We start from the raw sequence: 22,967 nt of genomic DNA, 5'->3' as shown, positions 1-22,967 counted from the left end.
TCCCCCTTACTCAGACATCCCTTCTATTATATCACTGTTTATTCCATATTGCATGGCTGGAAGTGTCTAAATGGGTACGTTTTACAAAAAAAGACGCCACTAAGTTTCCCAGTCCAATGATACACATTAAGATCGGAATAATCTTCATTGGATCTTTCCAAGAGACGGCAATAATAAAGAGGACAATCGACGAGATTCTGCCAATGTTCATATACACTTCCCTGACAATGATATATTCGATACGCAAGTTTTTCGCACCCCTAGCCTTCCCAATAATATCATATGTTAAAGAAACAAAAGGTATATTAAACATCGGGTAAGCAAACCCGACAAGCATACCATAAATCAATAAGGTCCAGTAATTCGTCTGAATAACCAACAAGGTCACACTAACCGCTAATATCAGACCGCCAAAGAAGGTAAGCTTTTTACGGTGCTTGGGTTGGCTCTTATTTGTTATCCAATAATAACCGATCAAGGAGCAGAGAGACAAAATAAGGTTAAATGAACCAAGTGCCAGCTCACTGTCTGTAGCCAAAAACACCCAAATTGCAATCACAAATACAAAAAAGCCTTCCCGCAAGCCCTGAAACACATGGGCACCTAACATCAAATGCCAATCTTTATTCTGTTTCTGTTCTTGAAGAACCTGTTTAAAAGAAAAAGTTCCCTTGACTTTTCGTTTCGCTAAAAAGAAGGAACAAACCATCGCAACCGCAAATAATATAAAGGATAAGACAAAAATAAGACTATATCCTTGAAAATTATCTAACCTGGTAATGATATAGCCGGCAAAAAACGGACCGATCATCCCACCTAAAGATTGCAAGGTACCCAATGTGCCATTGAAAAAATCCCTTGATTCTGGTTCTGTTATTTCGAAAGTTAGCACATTAAATGACAGCCAGTAAAAACCTGCTCCAATTCCCAACAAGGCACCTAAGAGCATTGCATATTGAGACGCATGTTCTCCAGCGATTAATACCGTCACGTAAAAAATGGACATAAATACTACACCGATTCTAAGTACAAAGGTGCGGTCTATTCGTTTCGCCCATTTGCCTGCAACAAAAAATGCTACAGGCTGTAAGACACAAATGGACAAGTTGTATAGCGCAATACTTACAAAATCGTTGGATTGCTTCCAAAGATAAATATTCACAAAGGTATTGGATAGAAATGTTGCCAAGGCGTACAATCCGCCAATGGACAATAACAACAATAAATCCCGTCGATTTGGCATATCTTTATGCCATGCTTTCATCAATCTCACCATGTTAACACCTCACAACATCTACCCTTTATTGTGGACGAGAAGGTCGGAGATATACATAACGAAACAGGCGAATATCAGATCTCTTTTTTCATAAACGAACACAATCAGCTGCTGTCCTGTCTAATGAAATGGATCCTAGACACATCCACTCTGCCAGGATCCATTGTATTTTGCTAACATAAAAAAAGGTCATAGCACAAGGGCTACAACCTTTTTGGGTTAGGAGTCAGATTATTTCGCTTCATTATATAAAGAAGCTACTTTATCCCAGTCCACTACATTCCAGAATGCAGCGATATAATCTGGACGTTTGTTTTGATATTTTAAGTAATACGCATGTTCCCATACATCCAAGCCTAAGATAGGAGACTTACCATCCGAAATAGGAGTATCTTGATTTGGTGTGCTCACAATTTCAAGGCTGCCATTGTTAACAACTAACCAAGCCCAACCTGACCCAAAACGGCCAACTGCTGCTGCTGCAAATTGCTCTTTGAATGAGTCCAAGCTGCCAAATATTGAATCAATTGCCTCTGCCAATTCGCCTGACGGCGCACCGCCACCATTTGGAGAAAGCAGCGTCCAGAATAAGCTATGGTTCGCATGACCGCCGCCATTGTTTCGAACAGCTGTACGAATGCTCTCTGGTACGGCATCAAGATTTGCAAGAATGTCTTCGATTGATTTACTAGCCAAATCATCATGACCCTCTAGTGCGTCGTTTAGCTTCGTTACATACGTGTTGTGGTGTTTAGTGTGATGAATGTTCATTGTTTCCTTATCGATATGAGGCTCTAGTGCATCATACGCATAAGGCAGTTCTGGTAAAGTAAAGTTTGCCATCTTATATCCTCCTATAATCTTTTTTTATTTTGAGAACCTCTCTATGACAAATAGTATCAAACAATCGAAATAAAATGCAAATATTATGGTTCCCTACTTTTTTAGAAAACCTAAGAAGAGCATTTGGTCCTTTACTTTTTAGCCAAGCGGGATGTTCGCTCCGAGAAGTCGCTTTCACTCAAGAATACAAGTGCAACATCTGTTCAAGCACAAGACACTTTCATTTTGTTTTCTATGCCCCTCTGCCGACTAACATCGCGACGACAACCGCCACGGTCTGCACTAGTACGTCCTGTACGTCGGAAAGCGAAATGGTCAGCTGCAGCGGTTGCCTTGCTCTCGATATTTTTTATGGAGCTTATTTCTGAAATAGCTAATCATAGCTGTATTGGAATGCTGATCTTACAAGAAAACTGGAACTCACTCCAAGTTGAACCAACAACAATCAAATTTCGACACGACTTACAGGTAAGCGCATTCTTTCGATTGCACAAAAAAACAAGCTCCTTTTCTTGTCAGCTTGTTAAAAATGGTGGCTCGGGACGGAATCGAACCGCCGACACACGGATTTTCAGTCCGTTGCTCTACCGACTGAGCTACCGAGCCTAACATATGTATTAAGATAGAATTGGCGGAGGAGGAGGGATTCGAACCCCCGCGAGCCGTGAAGCCCCTGTCGGTTTTCAAGACCGATCCCTTCAGCCGGACTTGGGTACTCCTCCGCGATTGAATGATGGTGGACCCTGCAGGACTCGAACCTGCGACCGATCGGTTATGAGCCGATAGCTCTAACCAGCTGAGCTAAGGGTCCTTTTCTTTCAAAAGTCTATGTTCTTATGGGGCGATTGATGGGGATCGAACCCACGCATGTCGGAACCACAATCCGATGTGTTAACCACTTCACCACAATCGCCATATTGTTTATTGGATAGCGGCGGAGGGGATCGAACCCCCGACCTCACGGGTATGAACCGTACGCTCTAGCCAGCTGAGCTACACCGCCTTTATAATGGCTCCACAGGTAGGATTCGAACCTACGACCGATCGGTTAACAGCCGATTGCTCTACCACTGAGCTACTGTGGAATGCTTGTATGTAATCACCGAAGCGACATTTAATAATTTATCATAGCTAATGACTATAGTCAATAGTTTTTGAAATATTTTTGTAAAAAGATCTTAAAATAGCGCCGGTGACAGCTATAAACTGGTAAAGCCAGTGTTTATTATCAGTGAGGATGTGATCCATCCCCACTGATAACTTATCACTTTTATCCCACTATGAAGTAAGCGATTATTTCTTCTCTAATACCTCATCTGCGAGGTTAACTGCATGATCTCCCATACGTTCTAGGTTGCTGATAATATCCGCAAATACAATACCTGCCGTCCCCGTACATGCTCCTTCATTTAAACGAATGATATGCTTCTTGCGTAAGTTACGTTCCATTTTATCAATCGCATTCTCTTTCTGAATGACACTTAAGGCAGCTTCACGATCGTTATTCTCGATTGCTCGGATAGCTTCTTTTACCGTACTAATGGTTAAATCAAACATTTCGTTAAGGTCGATCATTCCTTGTTCGGTAATATCTACTTTATTGGATTGTTTATAATTGACTAATTCAATAATATTCTCATAGTGATCCCCAATCCGCTCAATATCTCGAACGGCATTGATTAAAGCCGAATGGCTGTGGCGTTCTACTTCAGTAAAGTTACTTCCGGATAACTCCACTAAATAATCCGTAATTTCATGATCTAGATTATTTAAAGCCCCTTCAATCTGCATCGCCATTTCTGAGTGTTTCTGGTTATTAGTATTCATATACATACTTGTTTCTGTCATACCCTTAATCGCATATTCACCCATACGAATCACTTCTAATTTCGCTTGATCTAATGCAATCGAAGGTGACTGCTTCAAGAAAATAGGGTCTAAATGCTGTGGTTTATATTTTACTACCACATCTTCCCCTGGAATTAATTTCGTAACTAAAAAGGCCAAGAATCCAATAAACGGAAATTGGATAATCGTATTAAGCAGATTATAAATACCATGCGAAAAAGCAATTGTCATGGCTGGATTTAAGCCTAATAATCCTTGTATATACTCAATTAAATTGGTGTATGCACCCAAGAATGTTAGTATAATAACAGCGCCAATCAAATTAAACACAACGTGTGTCAGAGCTGCTCGACGCGCAGCAATCGAAGTACCAATTGAAGCAATTACCGCTGTAATGGTTGTTCCAATATTATCACCAAATAAAACAGGTAAGGCTGCTTGTAATTGGATTGCGCCTTCCATCATAAGCCCTTGCAGTATACCTATCGTAGCACTTGAACTTTGGACAATCATAGTCAGTACAGTCCCTACTAACACTCCAAGGATGGGATGATTGGACATACTTATAGTTAGATCATGAAATGCGTCGAGTGTACTAAGTGGTTTTAGACCTGTTCCCATTAATTTAAGACCAAAGAACAAGGAACCAAAACCAAAAATAGTGATACCTACATTCATCAATTTTTCTTTCTTAAAGAAAAAGAGCATCAGTGCCCCAATTGCAAGAATTGGTAGTCCATATTCCTGAATATCGAAACCAATAATAAATGCCGTCATTGTTGTTCCGATATTCGCTCCCATAATAACACCGATTGCTTGTCTCAGTGTCATAAACCCAGCATTTACTAAACCAACTGTTAAAACCGTAGTACCTGAACTAGTCTGTAATAAGATCGTAACGATAATACCTGCAAGTACTCCCATAAATGGATTACTGGTCATTTTATCTAAGAAATATTGCAAGCGTTCGCCGGCAATCTTCTGCAACCCGTCTCCCATATATTTGATCCCTAATAGAAAGATCCCTAAACCACCGATAAATTCAAATAACATCGATTGAAAATCTAGTTCCAAGAGTATTCATCCCTTCTCGAAAAAACTAATCTGTTTTGTTTAACCTTTGTGTAAAAAGTACTGTACAGCATAATCTCTAATATTTATCACCGTACTAATCGTCCGCAATGCCCATTGATGGAAGTCTCACATTATGTATATTCATAAGTCAGGTTATATCATGATTGCCCCATATTCCACAAAATTAAACATATTTCCTTACACACACCACCTAATTATTAATTATTTGTTCGATGTTTGTAAAGAGATTCATTTAAAATTTACAAAACCTTTACAAACAACCCTATTATAACAACTATTCTCCATAAAGATAGTCTTTATTACAAAAAACCTTAAAAAATATCTCCGTTGGAATTTTTTGATCAGTGTATAACTTGTGCCAACCTGTTTACTGCACGTCCCGTATAGTTTTACATAGGTTCTATTCCCTTTGTAAAACAAGTAAAACCGGATAATTTTTTTCTAAAAGAGGTAAATAGTAAATCCATTTACCTTAATGGCTAAAGGCTCTCCCTGTACCATTTTCACCAAAAAAAAGAATCGAATTTGACCCAAATGGATCTTTCGATTCTTATATAGTGAGTAGTTCTATTAATTCCCTATATTGATAAAATTGAGACGAATATTTCCTTCACCCTAACCGGTTGAAATGTTTGTTATTTCTCACGATGAACAAGTATTAATTAACCTCTTTCACCAGGATCCTTGTACCATCTACTTGGACAACTGTAATATCAGTATCTTTTGTAATCCATTTCCCTTGTGTTACAGCGCTGTATTCTATATCTTCAATCAGCACTGTCCCACTCGGCCGCATATCAGTTATTGTCTTGCCGGTTTTACCTACAAGCTCACGATATGATTGATTAAGGCTAGAATAGCCAGCCTCTTCACTTAATTGATCAAATAAAGTAATTTTGGTCCACATCTGGCGCTTTTTAAACACTTTCAAAAAGCCTAATGATGCAAAGGCCCCGATAAATAACCCGATCACGGCATATAGACCGGCTACCCAATTAGGTGCAGCAAAGCCTACTGACACAAGCATACATACCAAACCGATCACAGCAAGTGTTCCATCATTTAAAATTTTGCCATCAATCATAATTAGCATCAAGCCAAATAGATAAATCAAGATCATGATGAAAAACATGTTTAAATCTAAAAAAGATGAAAAATAAATGGTAATAAATCCCAGACCCAAAATGGCAAATACGCCTCTTGCATTTACCAATAATTCTCCAATTAAGAAAAGTGTTGCAAATCCTACAACAAGCAAACTTACCCAATCTGCCGTAATAGAAAAAAACATATGATCACCCCTACCTGCTTTTTATCTTATCATAACATACGAATAACTGCCTCTCTTTGTTTCAAAATATTAAAATTTTTTTGTATACGGATACAACTCCTTACCTGGATCTCAACCATTCCAAATAAAAACACTGAAATGTCAAGTTTTTTTAATAATTAGGGTTTGTTACTTCTCATTTAATCTATTAACCATTATAATGGACAGTGGAAAGATCGTAAAATAATGAACATACTTTTTATAGAGCAGATTGAACTAAAGGAGCGATCATTTGTATGACTTTAATACATCGAAAAGATACCCGCCCTGTTAAGGTAGGGAATGTAATGGTTGGAGGAAAGAATCAAGTTGTTATTCAATCTATGACCACTACGAAGACACATGATGTGGAGGCAACGGTTAAAGAGATTCACCGATTGGAAGAAGCCGGCTGCCAAATTGTACGTGTGGCCTGTCCAGATGAGCGAGCAGCAAATGCCATACCTGAAATCAAAAAACAAATTAACATACCGCTTGTTGTTGATATCCATTTCAATTATAAACTAGCGCTTAAAGCGATCGAGGGCGGCGCAGATAAAATTCGAATTAATCCAGGCAACATCGGGAAACGTGATAAAGTGGAAGCCGTTGTCAATGCAGCAAAAGCCAAAGGTATCCCTATCCGGATCGGCGTAAATGCAGGATCACTGGAACGCCACATATTGGAGAAATACGGTTACCCTACGGCAGATGGCATGGTAGAGAGTGCCCTTCATCATATTAAAATATTAGAAGACCTAGACTTTCATGATATTATCGTGTCACTTAAGGCTTCTGATGTAACCTTGGCAATCGAAGCGTACGAGAAAGCGGCAGAAATTATTCCTTACCCGCTTCATTTAGGTATCACGGAATCAGGTACTCTTTTTGCCGGAAGTATTAAAAGTGCGGCCGGTATGGGAGCAATTCTCAGCAAAGGTATTGGAAGCACCATGAGAATTTCATTAAGTGCTGATCCAGTGCAGGAAGTGAAAGTAGCAAGAGAACTGTTAAAAACATTCGGATTAGCTTCTAATGCAGCCACTCTTATTTCCTGTCCTACCTGCGGCCGAATTGAAATTGATTTAATCAAAATTGCCAATGAAGTAGAAGAGTACATTTCCACGATTAAGGCACCGATTAAAGTAGCGGTATTAGGCTGTGCGGTGAACGGTCCGGGTGAAGCCCGTGAAGCAGATATTGGTATTGCTGGTGCACGCGGAGAAGGGTTACTTTTCCGTCATGGAGAAATCCTTCGAAAAGTACCAGAAGAAACAATGGTTGAGGAATTAAAAATCGAAGTAGATAAAATTGCTGAGGAATATTATCAAAAACAAAAAGAAGAACAAGAAGTTTAAACCGGGCAAATGCCCGGTTTTTTTCTGAAAACTATATTATAAAACAGGTAACTTTCCCTAGAAGGTATTAAAAATTAAGGTTATTAATAAAGAAAGAATCGATACAGTAATGGCGGCATTCCCTAATGTATCTGCCCCTTTCTTCTTGGAGATGATCCCGAAAACAATACCTGCAATCCCCATAACCAACGGCCATATAAAGAAAGATACAACAGCTAAAACAAGACCAATCCAACCATAAGTCATATTTACTTGTCGCTGCATTTGTGTTCCTTGCTCCGCTTCTTCCACATCTCGGTTAAAATCTGCAGTTGACAATTCTGCGGCTGTTTCTTCATCTCGGTTATTGGCTCGATGTATTGCGTACAATTCTTCTGTGTCGGTAAATTGAGTTGAGCTTCGATCTGATTCAATTCGGCCATTATCGAGTTTTGGTGCGTCTTGTACTTGATGATCCTGTTCGCGATTAGACATACTACTACACCTCCTCTTACAAATTCGAGATACATCAGTAGTATGGCTTATTTCAACTTTTTCTTTCGTGGAAATTTATACTGCCCAGTCTAAGCACTCTGCTGGCGGTTTCAACGCGCTAAACTTTTGGTCTGCTTACAGAGTAATACCTGTCCAAGAGGCATATTTGCTCATCCTTGCTGCATACAATAGCCTATCATCTAAAAAAGGAGTCACTCACATGAATATGTTTACCAAAAAAATGATTGCTTATAAGCTCCGAAACCTAACAGCTAAGGAAATCAAAGAAAAAGCGAATGAATATAAAATTGCCATTTCCAATAATCAAGCTGCAGCTATCGCCAAACACCTCAAACAAAACAATTATGATCCCACGAATGCCCAAGACAGGGCCATTATGCTGCGGAAACTTGCAGAAATAACGGATGTCAAGACTGCACAAGCATGCCAAGCATTATTCAAGAAACTGATTAAAGAATATAATGTTGAACATCTTTTTTATTAAATAATTTCAGCTTATTATTTCCTAAACGAATAAGGAGCAAAGCCATAAATAGCTCTGCTCCTATTACAACTAATGGTTTGCTCCATTTAAATACTGGTGTTTTGTTCGCTTACTTTTCCTCGTACTTATTGATTCAAAATTTGCTCTTTCAAATCAGAAACAAATGTCCCTTCTCGCAGCATGGTGATTTCGAACTTATAAGGAGGTTTTTTATTTTTCTTGTCCTCTCCTACATAAGGTGTTTCGAGAATTTTTGGCAAGTGCTTCAGCTGTTCATGATGAACAACATGATTTAACGCTGCATAACCGATATGACCAAAGCCGATATTCTCATGACGGTCTTTACCTGCTCCTTGTACATTTTTACTGTCATTGACATGAACAACTTTTATTCGATCTAACCCAATAATTTTATCGAATTCATCAAGTACACCATCAAAATCTTCCACCACAGAGTAGCCAGCATCATGAATATGGCAAGTATCTAAACAAACCGACAATTTTTCATTATGAGTTACCCCATCGATTATTCGTGCCAATTCTTCAAAGCTGCGGCCGATTTCAGATCCTTTACCTGCCATTGTCTCTAACGCGATCTGTACTTCCTGTTTCGGATCTAACACTTCATTTAGACCCTCAATTATCTTTGTAATTCCAATATCGACTCCTTCTCCTACATGTGCCCCTGGATGGAGAACAATTTGTTTGGCACCGATTGCCTCTGTACGTTCGATCTCATTTTTTAAAAACCGAACACCTAAGTCAAATGTTTCTGGCTTAACGGCATTACCAATATTAATAATATAAGGAGCATGGACAACTATATCTTCAATTCCATGTGCTTTCATATGTTCTTTTGCGGCCTCAATATTTAGTTCTTCAATTGGTTTTCTGCGTGTATTTTGCGGTGCCCCTGTATAAATCATCATTGCTGTTGAACCATAAGAAGCAGCCTCCTCACTAGACCCTAACAGCATTTTCTTTCCGCTCATTGATACGTGTGATCCTATTTTTAACATTGTTCTCCCTCACCTTATGTTTATTTTTTGAATTGGCTGCGTTGTATTTTTCTTTTCACTTTTTGCTGCTGATTTTTCATTTTCTTTTTATATCCTGGTTTTACTTTTTTAGGCTTCCTCACCTGCTGCCATGCTTGTTTTTCAACTTCGTTTTCAGTACGTATTCGTTTTTGTCTGACATTCCAAGGTTTAGCTTCACGCCATTCTCCCTGGACAATATCGTAAAAACTAAAAGTTAATCCTTTCTTTTCAAGCTTTTGAATAAGTGTAATATCTTCTTCTTGATACAGACTAATGGCAGTTCCTTCCATTCCAGCACGAGCCGTACGCCCGACTCGATGCAAATAAAAGGACTCTTCCTTCGGCAATGCGGCATTGATAACATGACTGACACCCTTTATGTCGATCCCGCGTGCAGCAAGATCAGTTGCTACAATGTATTGATATTTTAACTGCTGGATGTCTTTTAATACCCTTTTTCGTTCTCGCTGATTTAACCCGCCATGAATAAGGCCAACTTCTAACCCTTGCTCCTGAAGCTGCTGAGCTAATTCATTAGCATGTTCTTTGCCATTGGTAAAAATAATCGCTAAATATGGCTGGATTACTTCGGATATTTGCTTAATCAGATCTGCTGGCTGACGGTGTCTCCGATCTATCAGGCGATGCTCTAATTTCTCAGGTGCAAGCCGGTCATCGATCTTAACATACAGTGGTGAATGTAAATATTTTTTAAGAAATGGCTGGAGTTTCTCAGGAATCGTAGCAGAGAAGACCATTAACTGAATGGATGGATGGGCGTTTGTTAATATTTTATCGATCTCTTGAATTAAACCTAACTCTAACATCAGGTCGGTCTCGTCCATCACAAATGATTTAGTTGAATAAATACTAATTACTCCCTGCTCCACTAAATCAAGAATACGACCTGGGGTTCCTACAATAATATGAGGATTTTGTTTAAGCTTGTCAATCATACGCTTCTTATCTGTACCGCCAATGATTAGTTTGGCATTCCACTCCTCTTCATTTGGCGAGAGCTCGATTATTTTCCTAACTTCATCATAAATTTGAATAGCCAACTCTCGAGTAGGCGCGGTCAAGATCACCTGTGTTGTCTGACTTGTTGTATCTATCTGATTCAACAAAGGCAGTAAGAAGGCATGGGTCTTGCCTGATCCCGTTTCCGACTGACCGATAACATCTTTACCCTTTAATGCTTCTGGAATAACCTTTGCTTGAATGGCAGTGGGTTCATAAAAACCCAAGCCATCGATGACATCATTCATCCAGTCTTCCAAGGCATATTGTCTAAATAAATGTTTTTTCATAACGATCTCCTTTTGACTAATTATCTTTGTCAATTATACTAAATACCTTTATAATAAAAGTATTGGACATTATGTCCGCTATTATAATCTGTTCAAAAAATTGGGGGAAGCGGATTTTTTGAACAACCACTATTAATGCGTGTTCAAAAAGTTCGATAAAAAGGACCAAGAAGTTCAAGGCGGCGCAGTCTTTGAGTAACGGAACGTATGCTTTTAATACGTGAGTAACGGAAAAGCAAGCCAACGCAGAAATTCGCCGTGTCATTTTTATTGGATTTTTTGAACAACCGCTATTAGACATTTTACTTTATCTCTAAGAGAAAGTACAGAGGGGGAACCAGAATGGAAGTAATTAAGATTGCTCCTAGAGGATATTGCTATGGAGTTGTCGACGCAATGGTAATTGCGCAGAATGCAGTGAGGGATCCCAATCTACCTCGACCTATTTATATACTTGGTATGATTGTCCATAATTCACATGTTACAAATGCCTTTGAAGAATTAGGTGTTTATACATTAGATGGTAAGAATAGATCAGATTTATTAGAGGATATTGAGACGGGTACGGTTATTTTTACGGCACATGGTGTCTCACCTGCTGTAAAGAAACGGGCGGAGGAGAAACAGTTAACCGTACTTGATGCAACCTGTCCCGATGTTACTAGAACCCACGATTTAATCCGTGAAAAGGTCCGCGAAAACTATGAGATCGTCTATATCGGGAAAAAAGGACATCCAGAACCTGAAGGTGCTGTTGGGGTGGCACCAGATCATGTGCACTTGATTCAAAATGAACAAGAAGTAGAAGAGTTAGACATTGATGCCGAGAAAATCTTGGTCACCAACCAAACCACAATGAGTCAGTGGGATGTGCATGACGTGATGCTAAAAGTAAAAGAAAAATTTCCACAAACAGAGATGGAACAAGAGATCTGTATGGCAACTCAGGTTCGTCAAGAAGCCGTTGCAGAACAAGCGACAGAAGCAGATCTCACCTTGGTAGTCGGTGACCCGCGCAGTAACAACTCTAACCGTCTTGCTCAAGTATCGATTGAAAAGGCTGGTACGCAGGCTTATCGGATTGCCGATGTCTCTGAGATTCAATTAGAATGGTTAGAAGGTGTCAAGAAGGTTGCTGTTACTGCAGGGGCTTCTACACCTACACCAATCGCCAAAGAAGTGATTAAATTTGTTGAGCAGTATGATCCGAATGATGCAAGTACTTGGGATACCACATCAAAAGTAAAACGGGATCGCATCTTGCCAAAAGTTAAAGCAAATAGATAAAGGAAAACTTCATTTCGTGGAAGTTTTCCAACGTACTCGACATGCTAGTGTAGACGCTGCGACAGAACATTAATGATAGTTACTGACTGTTGGATCTCCCGTCTAGAAATAGTCTGTTTCCTTATTTCTTATGCGGAATCTTACAGTACCGAAAAAAGAGGAGCATACCACCCTTTGCGGTGCTGCTCCTCTTCTTTTTTAATAATTCGTCTTTATTTTTTATGCAAATCGAAACGGCTCCGTGGAAACAGCAGATGCAAACACTTCAATGTCAGTTGATAAATAATCTTTATGGCGATCAAAAAATGCGACCACTCCCTGTTTCATCACTGCCTCTACGTGATGTCCTGGATCAATGAGACAAATCCCGGCTTCTTCTGCATCCTGTGCCTCATGAAAGCTTAAATCTCCCGTAATATACAGATCCGCTCCAGCTTGTCTAGCTGTATCAATAAAGCCTTTACCACTTCCCCCTAAAACGGCCACACGTTGAATCATCGTATCTGGGTCACCAACATATCTTAATGCCGGAACTGCTAAACGTTCTTTTACTTGCACAATATAGTCATATAAACGAATCGGCTTTGCTAACGTTCCAATCCTGCCAAGGCCTTCTATTTTTCCTTTATTGGCCAACGGGATTACATCATAGGCCATTTCTTCATAAGGATGGGCTTCTTTTGCTGCCTGTAATATTGCCTTTTTCTGCGTATCAGTAATGATTGTCTCTAACCTATATTCCGCAACTTCCTCTATTACTCCTTGTTTTCCTAAATAGGGATTTGTACCTTCTAAAGGTTTAAAGGCTCCCGTTCCTTCTGATCGAAAGCTGCAATGACTATAATTACCGATATGTCCTGCTCCTGCGTTCCCAACAGCTTCCCGTACCTGTTCCAAATGTGTTGTAGGTGTATAAATCACCAGTTTGTACAGCTGCTGTTCTTTCGTAGCAACCAGTGGTCTCGTTTGTTGTAATAATAACTGGTCAGCCAACAGGTCATTCACACCGCCTTTCACAATATCCAAATTCGTATGGGCGGCGTACACTGCGATCTGCTGCTGAATTAATTGCTGTACTACTCTTCCCTTTGGTTCAGCCAAATTTAATGATTTTATTTCTTGAAAGAATAGCGGATGATGAGCAATGATAAAATCGACCTCTTGCTCAATTGCCTCTTGAACTACTTTCTCTACTACATCCAGTGTAATCATAACTTTTTGAACTGGCTGATCCATACGTCCAAGTTGAAGTCCTACATTATCCCAGCTTTCTGCATAACTGACCGGTACCCAAGTTTCAAACAATTGAATAACATCTTTTACTGTAGTCATTCCGCTAATACCTCCTCAATCAGTGTTCGTTCATGTTCTACCTGCTCTATCTTGTCCTGAGGCGGATGGACAGCCTGTTTCATCTGATTTATTAATCTGGTTCGTTTGGTATGTTCACCGCGCCATTTTTTTATGAAAGTAGTAGTCTTATCTCTTACTAGCTGTGGACCAAATAATAATTCCTTCTCTGATAAAGCGACAGATTCAGCTACCTTATCTGCTGCAATTATTTCATAAATATAACCATCTTCTTCAATAATTGCCTCACTTGTCACTTGATACTGATCACTCATAAGCCATTCTCTAACAATGTGGGCATCGAGATTTGGCTGCAGAATCAACCGGTCTACCCCTATTAATTTATCTTGACCTTCCTCTAGGATGGCAGTAATTAATTTCCCGCCCATACCTGCAATGGTGATTTGGTTTACTTCCCCAGCCTCAATAACCGCCAGGCCGTTGCCCTTGCGTACCTCTATTTGCCGGCTAAGTCCTTGCTCATGGACCGTTTGCTGGGCACGAAGAAAAGGTCCATGATTGACTTCCCCAGCTATAGCAGTGGCTGTGGGATCGGCAGAACAGACCAGGCACGGCAGATAGGCATGGTCAGAACCAATATCAGCAAAAACAATCGGTTCCTTTAAAAAGCTTGCTATTAGACGTAAACGTTTTGAAATCATTTCAAGTTTCCTTTCCATAATAAGGTTAAGCAGCTAAAAAGCAGAAAAAGCCTCCTGTTTATCACAGAAAGCTTTTTTCTTATTGTTAATGGTTTTCGACTAACCATTCGGCTAATACTTCTGCTTCTTCATTCGTTACTAGACCGCCAGGCATTCCGCCATCTGTACCATTAATAATAATGTCAGTAATCTGATCTTGGTCAAGACGGCTACTTACGTCTTGTAAGGCAGGACCAGATCCACCTTCTAAATCACCGCCATGACAGCCAATACAGCTTTGAATTAGTGTTTCTGGATCTTGAGCTTCTGCTGTTTCGCCATTCTCACCGCCGTTAGCAATTTTCTCTTGTTGATTAACACCAACAGCTGAAACAATAATCATTGTTAGAATTCCTAATACGGCAATAAGTGCAAATGGTATAATTGGATTCTTCTTCATTTCTTTTTTTCCTCCTTCAATTACACTTAAATCTTTAGCTAAACTGTTTATGTACAATAAAAACCATCTTTATTTTACTTTAAAATTACTAAATAGGGAAGCGTTAATCATCAAAATTTGCAAAGTGTTTAAAAATAGACAAATCCCAGCCTTATAATTAAGGCAGCCAGTACTAAAAATCCTGCCCATTTCAAAAAATATTGCTGTTTCCATTTTCCGAATAGAATCCATGCCAAACTGTTAACAAACACAAATCCATAAACAACCTGCCATGAAACGGAATAATAATGCATCACTAGCACACAAGTAAGCGCTAGAATAAGGAAGAAAATCATGACCGCATAGGTTTCCCGAAGTACTTCATATCTGCGGAAAAATCGAATAAACAGAAAAGAAACAGCTAATGCAGCTGCACAACCTGCTGCTAACACCATGATCGATTGTACAGTTGCAAAAAGTATAATAGGGATAAATAATAAAATCGCATTAAAAAAATAAAAGAATAAATAGTAAGGTGATTCTTTTTCTGTTGGTTCTTCCCCTTGTGAATATAACGCTAACAAAAAATCACAATACTGCTCTGGCAGCACCTGATTTTCCTTCCAATGTTGAATTTCACTTATGATAATTTGCTTTCGATCTTGCTTCACATCACCATCTCCCAAAAGTGCTGCACGTTATCTACTATATCGGCATTTTTTCAGAAATAATCAAGTATTTTCATGAAAGATGGGCGGATAAAAATGATCCGCCTGGATAAGCAGCACAACATTGGAATTGGAGCATTTTTTCTGATGGTGATAACATCCATTTCGGAATAAGAACCGAAATGGACGGAGAAGATCCGGTTCTTTTCTTCTCAAAACATCATCCGCTATTTGCTTATTCCAAGAAATCCTTCAAACGCTTGCTTCTGCTCGGATGACGTAATTTACGCAAGGCTTTAGCTTCTATCTGACGAATTCGTTCACGGGTAACACCGAATACTTTGCCCACTTCTTCTAATGTTCTGGTTCTTCCGTCGTCTAATCCAAAACGAAGTCTCAGCACATTCTCTTCCCGATCAGTGAGTGTGTCAAGCACATCCTCTAATTGTTCTTTCAATAGCTCATATGCCGCATGATCAGATGGTGAAGTAGCTTCTTGGTCTTCGATAAAGTCACCTAGATGAGAGTCATCTTCTTCTCCAATTGGTGTTTCCAAAGATACCGGCTCTTGAGCGATTTTCAATATTTCCCGCACCTTATCAGGCGTTAAATCCATATCTTTAGCGATTTCTTCCGGCGTTGGTTCACGTCCCAAATCTTGTAATAATTGGCGCTGCACACGAATTAATTTATTGATCGTTTCCACCATATGAACAGGAATACGAATAGTTCTCGCTTGATCCGCAATTGCTCTTGTAATAGCCTGACGAATCCACCAAGTTGCATACGTACTGAATTTGAATCCTTTTCTAAAGTCAAATTTCTCAACGGCTTTGATCAGACCCATATTCCCCTCTTGAATCAAATCAAGGAACAGCATCCCCCGGCCGACATAACGTTTGGCAATACTTACTACTAAACGAAGGTTTGCTTCCGCCAAACGTTTCTTGGCATACTCATCACCTTGTTCAATACGTTTTGCAAGTTCTATTTCTTCAGTAGCGGATAAAAGGTCTACCCGCCCGATTTCTTTCAAGTACATTCTAACCGGATCATTAATCTTGATTCCAAGCGGCACACTGAGGTCATTAAGATCAAATTCTTCTTCTTTAGATAATTGCTGCATGGAGGGATCTTCATCTGTTTCACCGATAACTTCCACTCCCTGCTCATTCAGAAATTCATAGAATTCATCAATCTGATCTGATTCTAATTCAAAATTACCTAATTTCTCTGCTACTTCCTCATATGCTAATACACCGCGCTTTTTTCCCGCCTCAAGTAATTGCTCTTTGGCTTGTTCCACTGTCACTTCTACATCTTTAGAATGTGATGACTTGTTCTCTGCCATGAATTGCCCTCCTTTAAAAAACTAACCCCAATTCTTCGATTGTTGTTTAATTTGTATGATTTCCATTGCAATCTTTGCAGCTTCTTTCGGATTATTTCTTTCTAATTGTCTCATTTTATCTTGGAGCTGCTTTAATTTCACATTATCGGTTTGTTCCGCTTCTATGATTCGAATACAATCAGATAACTCTTTATCTGACATTTCCCAAGTGAATTCAAACATAGATAATTCTACTACAAGCTGTTGGAGGTCTCTATCATTAAGATGCGTAAGGAATTTGGCTGGATCAGGCTCATTACCTTCCTCATAATAACCATATAAGTGAGTTACAAGCACTTGGTGTTGTTCCAAATTAAACTTAGATCCTATGCTTTCTTTCACTTTCTCTGTAATAAATGCATTTTGTAGCATAACTGCAATGAGTCTTCGTTCTGCATTATAATAAGCAGGTTGCAGTGTATATGGCTGTTTAAATGATATTTGCTTTTGTTTTCCAACATTAGTATGACCAATCACTCTATTGTTATCAATATTTTTTTGTACTTGTTGTTTTCTTGCTAGTATTTCTTGCTTTAATGTCTCTATAGAAAGTTTAAATTCTCCGGCCAACTCACGAATATAATGATCTTGTTCAATAGAACTAGAGAGCTTGGCTATTTCTGCAACAGCTACTTCGACATATTTTAAACGGTCACCCTCTAAATTTAAGTTAAAGTTCTTTCTTAAAAAGTTTAATAAAAACACGATTTCGGGTTCTGCTGAGGCAATAACCTGAGAGCTAAATTGTTCTGCTCCATACTCTCTTATATATTGATCAGGATCGTATTTATTCGGCATCATACCTACTTTGATCGTACATCCTGCTTTTTTGAGTAAAGAGATCGCTTTGTCTGTAGCTTCTTGCCCCGCATTGTCACCATCATAACAAATGACAACCGTGTCTACATACCGCCTTAGCAAATTCACATGTGTTTCCGTCAGAGACGTACCGAGTGAGGCAACGCCATTTTTTACACCTGCCTGATAGGCAGCAATTACATCTGCTGCTCCTTCGAATAGAACAGCTTCACCGCGTTTTCTAATCTCACCTCGAGCCAAATCAAAATTATAAAGCAGTTTACTCTTTGTAAATAATGGTGTTTCAGGACTGTTCATGTACTTCGGTCCTTGATCACTCATCGTCCGGCCGTTGAATGCGACTGTTTTCCCTAGATGGTTGCGAATGGGGAAAATAATTCTGCTTTGAAAACGATCATAATAGTGACCATCCTCTGTCATGGCTAGTACACCGCCATTGGCCATCACTTGTTTATGGAAACCTTTCTTTTCTAAAAACTGAACTACAAAATCTCTTGAGACAGGCGCGAAACCAAGTTGAAAGGTATCAATCGTTTCATCGGTGAAACCTCGGCCATATAAGTAGTCCAGCGCTTCCTTTCCATCTTTGGAGTGGCGCAGCAGATGATGATATAATTTCACCAGCCAATTATGAGCCTCTAATACCTTTTGTTCTTCCGATTGAGACTCTGTTTTCTCCGTTTGGTTCCATTCAGGGAGTACTTGACCAGACTTATCTGCTAAAAATTGAATGGCCTGTTGAAAGGTGTATCCCTCCATTTCCATAATAAAACTGATGACATTCCCGCCTTTCCCGCAACCAAAGCAATGATAAATCTGCTTTTCTTGATTTACTGAAAAAGAGGGAGTGTTTTCGGAATGAAATGGACATAAACCAAAGTAGTTCCGACCTTGTTTCTTTAGCTGTACATACTCACCAACAATGTCTACTACATCATTCGCTTGTCGAAGTGATTCAATTACTTCATCTGATATCTTATTAACCATTGCTTATCACCATTTCTTGTTACCATTTCAAATTGTTCGACAATTTTCTCATTATAAAAATAGTAAAAGCAATTCTGTTAGTGGCAACAGCTCTTGCTTATATAATACCTCTATAAAAGAATACATAAACTTCTTATTCTAAAGAGGTTGTTCAAAAAGTCCAATAAACATAAATCATCAAATTCACCGGACTTTCTGAACACTCACTCTAAATGAGTAACGTATTCCTCACTCCATAAATTATTATTCTACATTAATCTGCAAAATCCTTCTTTTTTATAAAAACAAGCGAAAAAAATGCTTATTTGACATATATGTTGTACATATTTCGTTCAATATAAACATTTATGCAAAATATTATTATAATACAACCAGCAATAAAATCAACTATTAAAGCTCATCAGCCGATCTGCTCTGAATCTCCCAATATGGCTGATTAATCATATTTAAGATCGTATTTGCCGTTTCTTCAACAGCCTTGTTGGATACATCAATGACTGGACAGCCTAATTTATGAACCAAATCATTGAAATATGCCAGTTCATCTTCAATTCTATCCATTGCTGCATAAATAGACTGATCATTTAATCCGAGGCTTTTTAACCTTTCCTTACGAATACTGTTTAATTTCTCTGAACTGATCCGTAACCCGATACATTTATGGGCGGGGATTTGAAATAAAGTCTCCGGCGGTTCGACTTCAGGTACAATCGGAATATTTGCCACCTTTATCTGTTTATGTGCCAAATACTGTGATAATGGGGTTTTGGACGTGCGTGAGACACCAATCAAGACGATATCTGCCTGAGTAACACCTCGCGGGTCTTTTCCGTCATCGTACCGGACAGCAAACTCGATAGCTTCAATTTTCCGAAAGTAATCTTCATCTAATTTATGGATAAGCCCTGGTTCTTCTCTTGGTTTTTTTTGAAATGTACGTTCCATTACTTGAAGCATTGGTCCAATTATATCGATACATTCTACTTCTTTCTCTTTTGCTTCTTGAAGTAAAAATTCCCTTAATTTTGAATTTACTAAAGTAAAGCCAATAATTGCATTTAATTGTTTTGCGTGGTAAACAGCACCACGCAAAACTTCTACACTGGTCACATAAGGAATCCGATATACATCATAATCATTTTCATTCATAAACTGACTGAGAGCTGCTTTGGTCACAAGCTCTGCTGTTTCACCAACAGAGTCAGACACGACATAAATAATTGCTTTCTTCATTAGCTTGATTCCTCCCCAGTCTTTCAAAATGTACTAACTATGCTGCTTCCATTGTACCTTGGTTAGATCAGCAAACTGTAGCAATAACTCGGCAATATGAAGTAATAACGCCAAGCGATTTTGACGAATAGCTGGATCCTCTGCCATAACCATTGTATGATCAAAAAATAAATGAATGGGTTCAACGAGCGGAATCAAGGCTGTCAATGCCTGTTTGGCATTTTTCTGTGTCAGTCCTTTATCAAAAGGCTCTTTTACAGCTAAATAACTTTGATATAATGCCGCTTCTTGCTCATTCTCAAACAGCTCTGGCTTAATTGCCGTTGTTTCCTCTGCCTTCACCGCAAGATTAAGAACACGAACAAATGCTTCTTGACTGGATTTAAAGTCTGGATCAGCTTTCTTCTCTTGAAGCAGTTTACCTTTTTCAATGAGGAAGGAGAAATTGGATAGCTGGCTGGCTAATACCGCCTCAATAATGTCTGAATCTAATGCTGCCTCCTTCATAATATATGCACTGCGCTGTTTAAAAAATGCTTCAATTTGATCAATTGATTGTTCATAGCTTTCCGTCTGAATACCTGCTTGCTTAAATAATGATAAGACTTCCGCAATTATATGGTCCAGATTCAGATCCCATTCTTTATCCTGAATAATTTGCAGAATACCTAATGCTTGTCTTCTTAATGCATAAGGATCTTGTGAACCGCTAGGTATCAGACCTACCCCAAAACAGCCAACCACGGTATCGAGCTTATCTGCAATACTTACTACAGCTCCTACTGCTGTTTCCGGTAAACGGTCATGTGTGTTCCTCGGCATGTAATGCTCTTCAATCGCTTGGGCTACCACCGGATCTTCTCCAAACATTTCAGCATACTTTCTGCCCATGATCCCTTGCAGTTCTGTGAATTCTGTCACCATATTGGTTACTAAATCAAATTTGCTTATTTGAGCCGTTCTCTTAATTTGAAACTTTTGTTTATCACTTAATTGTAACATATCTGCTAACAATCTACTAATATTTATTACACGTTTTACTTTATCAGCAATCGTTCCCAGCTTTTCTTGGAATACCATACGTTCCAAGCGTTTTAAATTAGTGGCGATCGATTGTTTTTGATCTTCCTCAAAGAAGAATTGAGCATCCTGCAAGCGAGCTCTTAATACTTTTTCATTACCACGTGCAACTGTATCGATATGTTCTTCTGTACCATTACGCACCCCAATAAAATATGACAGCAACTCCGACTGGTTGTTTTGTACGGGGAAATATCGCTGATGTTCCTTCATGGAAGTGGTCAGTACCTCTTTAGGAAGCTGTAAATAGTCCTGGCTGAATTGCCCATAAAATACAGTTGGATACTCTACCAAGTTGGTTACCTCTGTTAATAAATCCAGATCAACTGGAATTACCCATTGCTGTTCTTTCTCTAACTGCGCAATACCTGACAAAATACGCTGCTTGCGGTCTTCTGCCTTGGCAATTACATATTGTTCTGCTAGTTGTTCTTCATAGGCTGATGGATCCGTAATTTCAAATGATCCCCCCAGAAAACGATGGCCCTTACTTGTTCTTCCTGTCTTTACACCAGCAATCTCAAACGGAATGATTGCTTGATCTTTCAAGGCAACTAACCACTTAATCGGACGGATATAACGCATATTTTCGTTTGACCAACGCATATTTTTCGGAAAATTTAAACTTAAAATAATATCTTTAAAAGCAGGCAGTAATTGTTCCTGTGTTCTGCCTTCAATGAACTTTTCAACAAAAATATATTCTGTCCCTTTCACTTCTTTTACAAATAAGTCGTCCACTGATTTTCCTTGGCCTTTGGAGAAACCAATTGCGGCCTTGCTCCAATTTCCTTGGTCATCCTTGGCAATCTTCAATGCTGGGCCCTTTGCTTCTTCTGTTTGATCAGGCTGTTTATCAGCAAGCCCTGTAATCAGCACCGCAAATCTCCTCGGTGTAATAAAGGTAGTTATTTCCTGATAAGGAAGACGAATCTGTTGGAGCCATTCGATCGTTTTTTGCTTCAATTGCTGCTCTGTATCATCCATAAACCGTGCTGGCATCTCTTCTAAACCAACTTCAAATAAGACATTAGTTGTTTTCATCGTTAGCTTCTTCTCCTTTCAACATCGGGAATCCCAAACGTTCTCTTTCTGCGACATATAATTTAGCTATTTCTCTGGCCAAGTTCCGTACGCGTCCAATATATCCTGTACGTTCTGTTACCGAAATAACGCCTTTGGCATCCAGAAGGTTAAACGTGTGTGAACATTTAAGCACATAATCATAAGCAGGAAATACGAGATTTTTCTCCATTGCACGCTGTGCTTCTTTCTCATAGGTTGAAAATAAACCAAACAACATATCTGTATCAGATTCTTCAAATGTATACTTAGAATGTTCATACTCCGGCTGATAAAAGATATCCCCTACAGTTACACCATCTGTCCATTCTAAATCGAAGACATTTTCTTTGTCTTGAATATAAGAGGCCAGACGTTCAATACCATAAGTAATTTCTACTGCCACCGGTTTAGCTTCTAACCCGCCAATTTGTTGGAAATAAGTAAATTGGGTAATCTCCATCCCATCCAGCCAAACTTCCCAGCCTAAACCTGCTGCACCCAGAGTCGGATTCTCCCAGTTATCCTCTACAAACCGAATGTCATGATAAGCAGGATCGATGCCTAATTTTCTCAGTGAAGCTAGATACAAATCCTGAATATCATCAGGAGATGGCTTCATAATCACTTGAAATTGATGGTGTTGATATAGTCTGTTTGGATTTTGGCCATAGCGTCCATCTGCTGGGCGTCTAGATGGTTCGACATAAGCCACATTCCATGGTTCTGGCCCTAGGCTGCGTAACAAGGTCATAGGTGACATCGTACCGGCGCCTTTTTCGGTATCGTATGCCTGCATCAGGATACAATTTTGATCTGACCAATGTTTTTGTAAGGTTAAAATCATTTCTTGAATATTCATTATTGACTCATCCTCCATCTTTTTCTTCTTTGTAAATAAAACGTGAAACATAGCTCGGTTCTTGCTTAATTAGTTAGGGAAATGTCTGTAC

At 39.1% G+C, this 22,967-nt stretch carries 19 protein-coding genes and 6 tRNA genes; 3 read left to right on the top strand and 22 right to left on the bottom strand.

Going from position 1 to position 22,967, the window contains the following annotated elements; all coding sequences use genetic code 11:
• Window positions 1-31: 31 nt before the first annotated feature.
• From JOD18_RS00240 to JOD18_RS00195, 10 genes are all read right to left on the bottom strand, one after another.
• Complete coding sequence (locus JOD18_RS00240) at window positions 32-1,276, bottom strand: MFS transporter (protein ID WP_204666874.1); 1,245 nt, start codon at window positions 1,274-1,276, stop codon at window positions 32-34.
• Between the two features lie 231 nt (window positions 1,277-1,507).
• On the bottom strand, window positions 1,508-2,119 hold the full coding sequence (gene sodA / locus JOD18_RS00235; protein WP_204666873.1) for a superoxide dismutase SodA: 612 nt from the start codon (window positions 2,117-2,119) through the stop codon (window positions 1,508-1,510).
• Window positions 2,120-2,649: 530 nt separating this feature from the next.
• A tRNA-Phe gene (locus JOD18_RS00230) sits at window positions 2,650-2,725 on the bottom strand.
• Window positions 2,726-2,748: 23 nt separating this feature from the next.
• Window positions 2,749-2,841, bottom strand: a tRNA-Ser gene (locus tag JOD18_RS00225).
• A gap of 12 nt (window positions 2,842-2,853) precedes the next feature.
• A tRNA-Ile gene (locus tag JOD18_RS00220) sits at window positions 2,854-2,930 on the bottom strand.
• A gap of 26 nt (window positions 2,931-2,956) precedes the next feature.
• Window positions 2,957-3,032: transfer RNA gene (locus tag JOD18_RS00215), tRNA-His, on the bottom strand.
• 16 nt (window positions 3,033-3,048) lie between these two features.
• Window positions 3,049-3,122: transfer RNA gene (locus tag JOD18_RS00210), tRNA-Met, on the bottom strand.
• 7 nt (window positions 3,123-3,129) lie between these two features.
• Window positions 3,130-3,204, bottom strand: a tRNA-Asn gene (locus JOD18_RS00205).
• Window positions 3,205-3,412: 208 nt separating this feature from the next.
• Window positions 3,413-5,020 (bottom strand): Na/Pi cotransporter family protein, encoded by a 1,608-nt coding sequence (locus tag JOD18_RS00200; RefSeq protein ID WP_420827775.1) that lies wholly within the window; start codon window positions 5,018-5,020, stop codon window positions 3,413-3,415.
• A 700-nt stretch (window positions 5,021-5,720) separates the two neighbouring features.
• Window positions 5,721-6,353: an NfeD family protein gene (locus tag JOD18_RS00195; protein ID WP_204666871.1), complete on the bottom strand. Its 633-nt coding sequence runs from the start codon at window positions 6,351-6,353 to the stop codon at window positions 5,721-5,723.
• Between the two features lie 275 nt (window positions 6,354-6,628).
• Between JOD18_RS00195 and ispG the strand changes: the two genes are divergently transcribed.
• Window positions 6,629-7,729: a flavodoxin-dependent (E)-4-hydroxy-3-methylbut-2-enyl-diphosphate synthase gene (ispG, locus tag JOD18_RS00190; protein ID WP_204666870.1), complete on the top strand. Its 1,101-nt coding sequence runs from the start codon at window positions 6,629-6,631 to the stop codon at window positions 7,727-7,729.
• Between the two features lie 57 nt (window positions 7,730-7,786).
• Here ispG and JOD18_RS00185 read toward each other — a convergent pair whose 3' ends face one another.
• Entirely contained in the window at window positions 7,787-8,203 is a 417-nt protein-coding gene (locus JOD18_RS00185) for a DUF4190 domain-containing protein (RefSeq protein WP_204666869.1), read from the bottom strand.
• Window positions 8,204-8,423: 220 nt separating this feature from the next.
• On the opposite strand from JOD18_RS00185, the gene JOD18_RS00180 reads away from it, so the two are divergent.
• Window positions 8,424-8,708 carry a DUF2624 family protein gene (locus tag JOD18_RS00180; protein WP_204666868.1) on the top strand — a complete coding sequence of 95 codons (285 nt, stop codon included), beginning with the start codon at window positions 8,424-8,426 and terminating at the stop codon, window positions 8,706-8,708.
• Between the two features lie 125 nt (window positions 8,709-8,833).
• On the opposite strand, the gene JOD18_RS00175 is transcribed toward JOD18_RS00180, so the two are convergent.
• Both JOD18_RS00175 and JOD18_RS00170 read right to left on the bottom strand, forming a co-directional pair.
• Window positions 8,834-9,727, bottom strand: a complete 894-nt coding sequence (locus tag JOD18_RS00175) for a deoxyribonuclease IV (protein ID WP_204666867.1) — start codon at window positions 9,725-9,727, stop codon at window positions 8,834-8,836.
• A 20-nt stretch (window positions 9,728-9,747) separates the two neighbouring features.
• Window positions 9,748-11,058: a DEAD/DEAH box helicase gene (locus JOD18_RS00170; protein WP_204666866.1), complete on the bottom strand. Its 1,311-nt coding sequence runs from the start codon at window positions 11,056-11,058 to the stop codon at window positions 9,748-9,750.
• A gap of 342 nt (window positions 11,059-11,400) precedes the next feature.
• Here JOD18_RS00170 and JOD18_RS00165 point away from each other — a divergent pair, with 342 nt between their 5' ends.
• Entirely contained in the window at window positions 11,401-12,345 is a 945-nt protein-coding gene (locus JOD18_RS00165) for a 4-hydroxy-3-methylbut-2-enyl diphosphate reductase (protein ID WP_204666865.1), read from the top strand.
• A gap of 219 nt (window positions 12,346-12,564) precedes the next feature.
• Here JOD18_RS00165 and JOD18_RS00160 read toward each other — a convergent pair whose 3' ends face one another.
• From JOD18_RS00160 to glyQ, 9 genes are all read right to left on the bottom strand, one after another.
• On the bottom strand, window positions 12,565-13,677 hold the full coding sequence (locus JOD18_RS00160) for a Nif3-like dinuclear metal center hexameric protein (protein ID WP_204666864.1): 1,113 nt from the start codon (window positions 13,675-13,677) through the stop codon (window positions 12,565-12,567).
• A complete protein-coding gene (locus JOD18_RS00155; protein WP_204666863.1) occupies window positions 13,674-14,357 on the bottom strand; it encodes a tRNA (adenine(22)-N(1))-methyltransferase in 684 nt (227 codons plus the stop codon). Before JOD18_RS00155 ends, JOD18_RS00160 begins: the two co-directional genes overlap by 4 nt.
• A gap of 85 nt (window positions 14,358-14,442) precedes the next feature.
• Window positions 14,443-14,796 (bottom strand): cytochrome c550, encoded by a 354-nt coding sequence (gene cccA / locus JOD18_RS00150; RefSeq protein WP_204666862.1) that lies wholly within the window; start codon window positions 14,794-14,796, stop codon window positions 14,443-14,445.
• Between the two features lie 128 nt (window positions 14,797-14,924).
• Complete coding sequence (locus tag JOD18_RS00145; protein WP_204666861.1) at window positions 14,925-15,446, bottom strand: hypothetical protein; 522 nt, start codon at window positions 15,444-15,446, stop codon at window positions 14,925-14,927.
• A gap of 232 nt (window positions 15,447-15,678) precedes the next feature.
• Window positions 15,679-16,794: an RNA polymerase sigma factor RpoD gene (gene rpoD / locus JOD18_RS00140; RefSeq protein ID WP_204666860.1), complete on the bottom strand. Its 1,116-nt coding sequence runs from the start codon at window positions 16,792-16,794 to the stop codon at window positions 15,679-15,681.
• Window positions 16,795-16,815: 21 nt separating this feature from the next.
• Entirely contained in the window at window positions 16,816-18,639 is a 1,824-nt protein-coding gene (gene dnaG / locus JOD18_RS00135) for a DNA primase (protein WP_204666859.1), read from the bottom strand.
• 390 nt (window positions 18,640-19,029) lie between these two features.
• Window positions 19,030-19,872 carry a pyruvate, water dikinase regulatory protein gene (locus JOD18_RS00130; RefSeq protein WP_204666858.1) on the bottom strand — a complete coding sequence of 281 codons (843 nt, stop codon included), beginning with the start codon at window positions 19,870-19,872 and terminating at the stop codon, window positions 19,030-19,032.
• A gap of 33 nt (window positions 19,873-19,905) precedes the next feature.
• Entirely contained in the window at window positions 19,906-21,996 is a 2,091-nt protein-coding gene (glyS, locus tag JOD18_RS00125; RefSeq protein WP_204666857.1) for a glycine--tRNA ligase subunit beta, read from the bottom strand.
• The gene (gene glyQ / locus JOD18_RS00120) at window positions 21,983-22,876 is read right to left on the bottom strand and encodes a glycine--tRNA ligase subunit alpha (protein ID WP_204666856.1); all 894 of its coding nucleotides are present in this window, start codon (window positions 22,874-22,876) and stop codon (window positions 21,983-21,985) included. Before glyQ ends, glyS begins: the two co-directional genes overlap by 14 nt.
• Between the last annotated feature and the right edge of the window lie 91 nt (window positions 22,877-22,967).

Source organism: Gracilibacillus alcaliphilus (assembly GCF_016909015.1).
In the GTDB taxonomy this organism is placed as follows: Bacteria; Bacillota; Bacilli; order Bacillales; family Amphibacillaceae; genus Gracilibacillus; species Gracilibacillus alcaliphilus.
The sequence above is the reverse complement of the archived record's forward strand: the minus strand, read 5'-3'. Positions and strand labels throughout refer to the sequence as shown.